This window comes from Streptococcus sp. 27098_8_186 (genome assembly GCF_041432055.1).
Taxonomy (GTDB): domain Bacteria; phylum Bacillota; class Bacilli; order Lactobacillales; family Streptococcaceae; genus Streptococcus; species Streptococcus dentalis.
Genome location: NZ_JAPVYV010000019.1, coordinates 1 through 3,688, shown reverse-complemented (window position 1 = coordinate 3,688; position 3,688 = coordinate 1). Strand labels below are relative to the sequence as shown.

Here is a 3,688-nt window from a genome sequence, read left to right as displayed (position 1 = left end):
GAAAAGTTGGGCCAGGAGCAGACGAGAAAATTTTTTGAAACGGCTAAAAACTACTTCGCGGAGAATTACGGAGAAACCAACGTTGCTTATGCCAGTGTACATCTTGATGAGAGTACCCCACACATGCACTTAGGGATTGTGCCAATGAGAAATGGTAAGCTGTCATCAAAGGTTATGTTTAACCGTGAGGAGCTAAAGCATATTCAGGAAGATTTGCCAAAGTACATGAATGAGCATGGTTTTGAGTTGCAACGTGGAAAGCGAGATAGCAAAGAACAGCATTTGAGTGTGGCGGACTACAAGGAAAAAATGGGGCGTGAAGCTCTTAATCAGGAATTGCTAGATTTAGGAGCGCCAAAATATTGGCATACGGAAGAACGTAGACCTGCAACAATGTCAGAAATTCAAGATTATGAGGACATAGGTTCTTTGTTTGCAGATTCAGACGTGACATTTAACATCCGAGAAGCGACGTTGGAAGAGCGTTTCAAATGGCTAGACACTCATAGAAACGATTTAAGGGCAGATTTAGGACGTTTAGAGGGTGTCCTTGAGAAAAAGATTGACGAATACGGTAAAATCGATTCTGAGGCTTCTGAGAGGCTCTCAGAGCTATCTGAGTTAAATTCTGAGGTAAATAGTCGTCAGGAGGAAATAAAGGGGTTAAAAAGCGATTCTAAGCGTCTGAGTGATGATGTGGTTCGTCTGGAGAGAGCTCATAGAGAAAAAACGCAACTTTTGGTGGAACAATCAAGTAACTTATCGAAAATTTCGTATAGAGATTTAGATAGACGTCGAGTTGCCAAAGAGTTGCAGGAAGAATTAGAAAATGCTACTCCTAAACTGTTTGGCGATGGCTTTAATTTTACTTCGGATTTTGTTGGACGACTGAAGACGTTTGTGTCTGATGTTGTAGAGAAGTTGGAGCAGGCGGTCAATCAAAATGAGTTACTTAGAAATGCACTAGCAGGCATGAAAGAAGCAAAGAGTAGGCTTGAAAATAGCCTATCTCATGCAGAATGGAAAAATCAGCAATTAGAGACCGAAAACAAAGCATTAAAGCTAGAAAACAGGGAGTTGAAAGTTTCTAAAAATCTCTTAGATGACCTTTCTGAAGTCATAACAGAAAAAGAAGTAACCAGTCTCAATAAGCGTTTAGAAAACTTAAGACAGACACGAGAACTGTCTAGGAAAAGACATGAGCCTACAAAAGGGCGGAGTATCTGAGCGATTTATGCCGTGAAAGCTATTTGACAATAAGCTAGGTCAAGTTAGACTGGTTAAGGCGGTTCAGTCTGAACTTTGTTCAGCTGACCGACAAACCAAAGACTAACGACCTAGGTTCCTTGTTGTCAAATAGACCATGGAATAAAGCAAGCGGACATGGTATAATAGCAATATTCTGGCACTAAGCCTTCGAAAGGAGGTGTTTAGCTTGTTAGAACTCATTACTCTTCTTGTTGTTGTCCGAGTAGTGTTGCCCTTAGCGTACGAGTTGGGGAAAGCCTATGGGATGAAGTGGATTGAAAAGCGCTTCGATGACAACGAGAAATAGTGTCACTTTTCACGAACGCTAGTGTGTTGTAGCTAGCGCAAAAAAAGCACCCTAAGTCTTGGCGGACAGGGTGCTTTTCGTTTAGCGTGATGAACTCACTACTCTTGTTGTTGATTAAATTATAACATAGTTTTATAATTGGTGTCAAAAATAGACATTTGTGTTATAATCTTCATGAGGCGCCTCAGCGATACGGTCGGTGGCGTGAAGCTCTTTATTGTCGGGCAACTGGAAACGGATAGCTCAAAGGGCACTATTTTGTGTCGGGTGTGGGACTGCCTTCAGCTTCGAGCTGTAAAGACCCCGAATACGTTTTTAAGAGCTTGGCCCGATAGGGTCTTTTTTTATTTCTTGGGTGGAGAAAATGGGGTGATTTTTTCGTAGAAAAAATCTAAAATCGGGGGGCTACTACGACCCCCCTTTTAAGTGCCGAGTGCCAAATTAAGAAAAAAAGTGCCTTGAACCTTAGAGCCACAAGGGTTTGAGGGGTGCGAGTTTTCGGCGACATTTTGGCGAGTTTTTTGGCGAGTTTTTAAAAAAGTATGGGAAAGTGTTGACAGAAATAATTGAAAGTGGTACACTTGCAACAAGTCCGAAAAAGGAGAATAATATGGCGACAGATAAAAAAAGAGTGCAAGTAAGTTTTACTGACGAACAACATCAAATGTTAGTTGATTTAGCTAAGAGTAAAGGCTTTTCTAAGTCTGCAATCATTGTGTTAGCACTTGAAGAATATTTGAAAATGCAAAAATAAAGAAAGGCACAAAAAAAGCTGTGTTGGTCGCACAGCAATAAGTTTTTGATTTAGGTTAAATATAACATATGGCGAAAGAAAAAGCAAGATACTTTACTTTCCTACTCTATCCCGATTCAATTCCAGAAGATTGGGAAATGAGATTGGAATTGATTGGTGTACCAATGGCGGTCAGTCCTTTGCATGATAAGGACTTGAGTGATGTTGAGGGACAACTCTACAAAAAAGCACATTATCATGTGATTTATGTGGCGAAAAATCCTGTGACTGCTGATAGCGTAAGGGTTAGGATAAAAAGGGCTTTAGGAGAACAAAGCGTTGCTATGGTTCAGATAGTTCTGAATATCGAAAACACGTATTTGTATCTAACGCATGAGTCCAAAGACGCTATCAAGAAGAACAAGTACAAGTACGATAAGGCAGATATTAAGCATATCAATAACTTTGATATTGACCGTTATGTGACGTTAGATGCTGAACAAAAAGATGATATTCTAGACGAGGTCTGCAATATTATTGCAGATCATCGGCTAGCGAATATCTTGGAATTGAAAAATTTTGTAATGGCAAAAGGTTCAGAGTATGGACTGCCGACTATGAAAGTTATCAATTCGGTTCTGCGCTCTCATACTGGGTTGATTCGATTGTATTTTGACGGAGTTTATCAAGAGCGAAAGTATGGGAATTTAGTTCCGTCAGTAGATTATGAAACTGGAGAAGTTTTGAGCGAAGAAGAATAAAAAGCAGACCTTTCGAGGTCGGCTTTTTTGGTCGGACAATAGCGAAGCCGTCCGACTGTCATTTTGAAAAAATGACTTTGGGGGACTTATCGAAGTCGCCCAATTTTTCAAAAAATGCCCTTGCGATTCGAGGGCTTTTTTTGTAGTTCGCCCTGGCATAAAGTGGGCGGACTAGCTCTCTGCAAGAGCCTTCGGAGAACGCACTTTTACGGAGTAAAGTATAGTGCGTTATACTTTACATGGAAGTTAGCCGAAATTTGTGCTAAAATTCTAGCTAGAATGTTATCACAATAGACGAGCAATAGGCTTGCCGGCTCGTCTGTCATTCGCTACTCGAATGACCCACCTGAGGAGGTAAAAGTTATGAGCTACATGGTTGCGAGAATGCAGAAAATGAAAGTTGGGAATTTGGGTGGCGCACATAAGCACAATGAACGGATTTTTGAAAAGCACTCAAACAAAGACATCGACACGAGCAGGTCACACCTCAACTATGAGTTGACGGATCGTGACCGCTCTGTGTCGTATGAACGGCAAATTAAGGACTATGTGAACGAGAACAAGAGTTCTAAACGTGGGATACGGAAAGACGCTGTTTTGTGTGATGAATGGATTATTACGTCAGATAAAGATTTTTTT

General features: G+C 40.8%; 4 protein-coding genes. All 4 read left to right on the top strand.

Annotated elements, in window-relative coordinates; all coding sequences use genetic code 11:
• Positions 1-1,227: MobV family relaxase (gene mobV, locus O3602_RS10110; protein ID WP_371611634.1), on the top strand; the 1,227-nt coding region annotated here is incomplete at its 5' end.
• A 938-nt stretch (positions 1,228-2,165) separates the two neighbouring features.
• Entirely contained in the window at positions 2,166-2,309 is a 144-nt protein-coding gene (locus O3602_RS10105; protein ID WP_000179765.1) for a CopG family transcriptional regulator, read from the top strand.
• A gap of 68 nt (positions 2,310-2,377) precedes the next feature.
• Positions 2,378-3,049, top strand: a complete 672-nt coding sequence (locus O3602_RS10100; protein WP_371611633.1) for a replication protein — start codon at positions 2,378-2,380, stop codon at positions 3,047-3,049.
• A gap of 363 nt (positions 3,050-3,412) precedes the next feature.
• Positions 3,413-3,688, top strand: a 276-nt coding sequence (locus tag O3602_RS10095) for a plasmid recombination protein (protein WP_371611632.1), incomplete at its 3' end; no start/stop codon positions are given.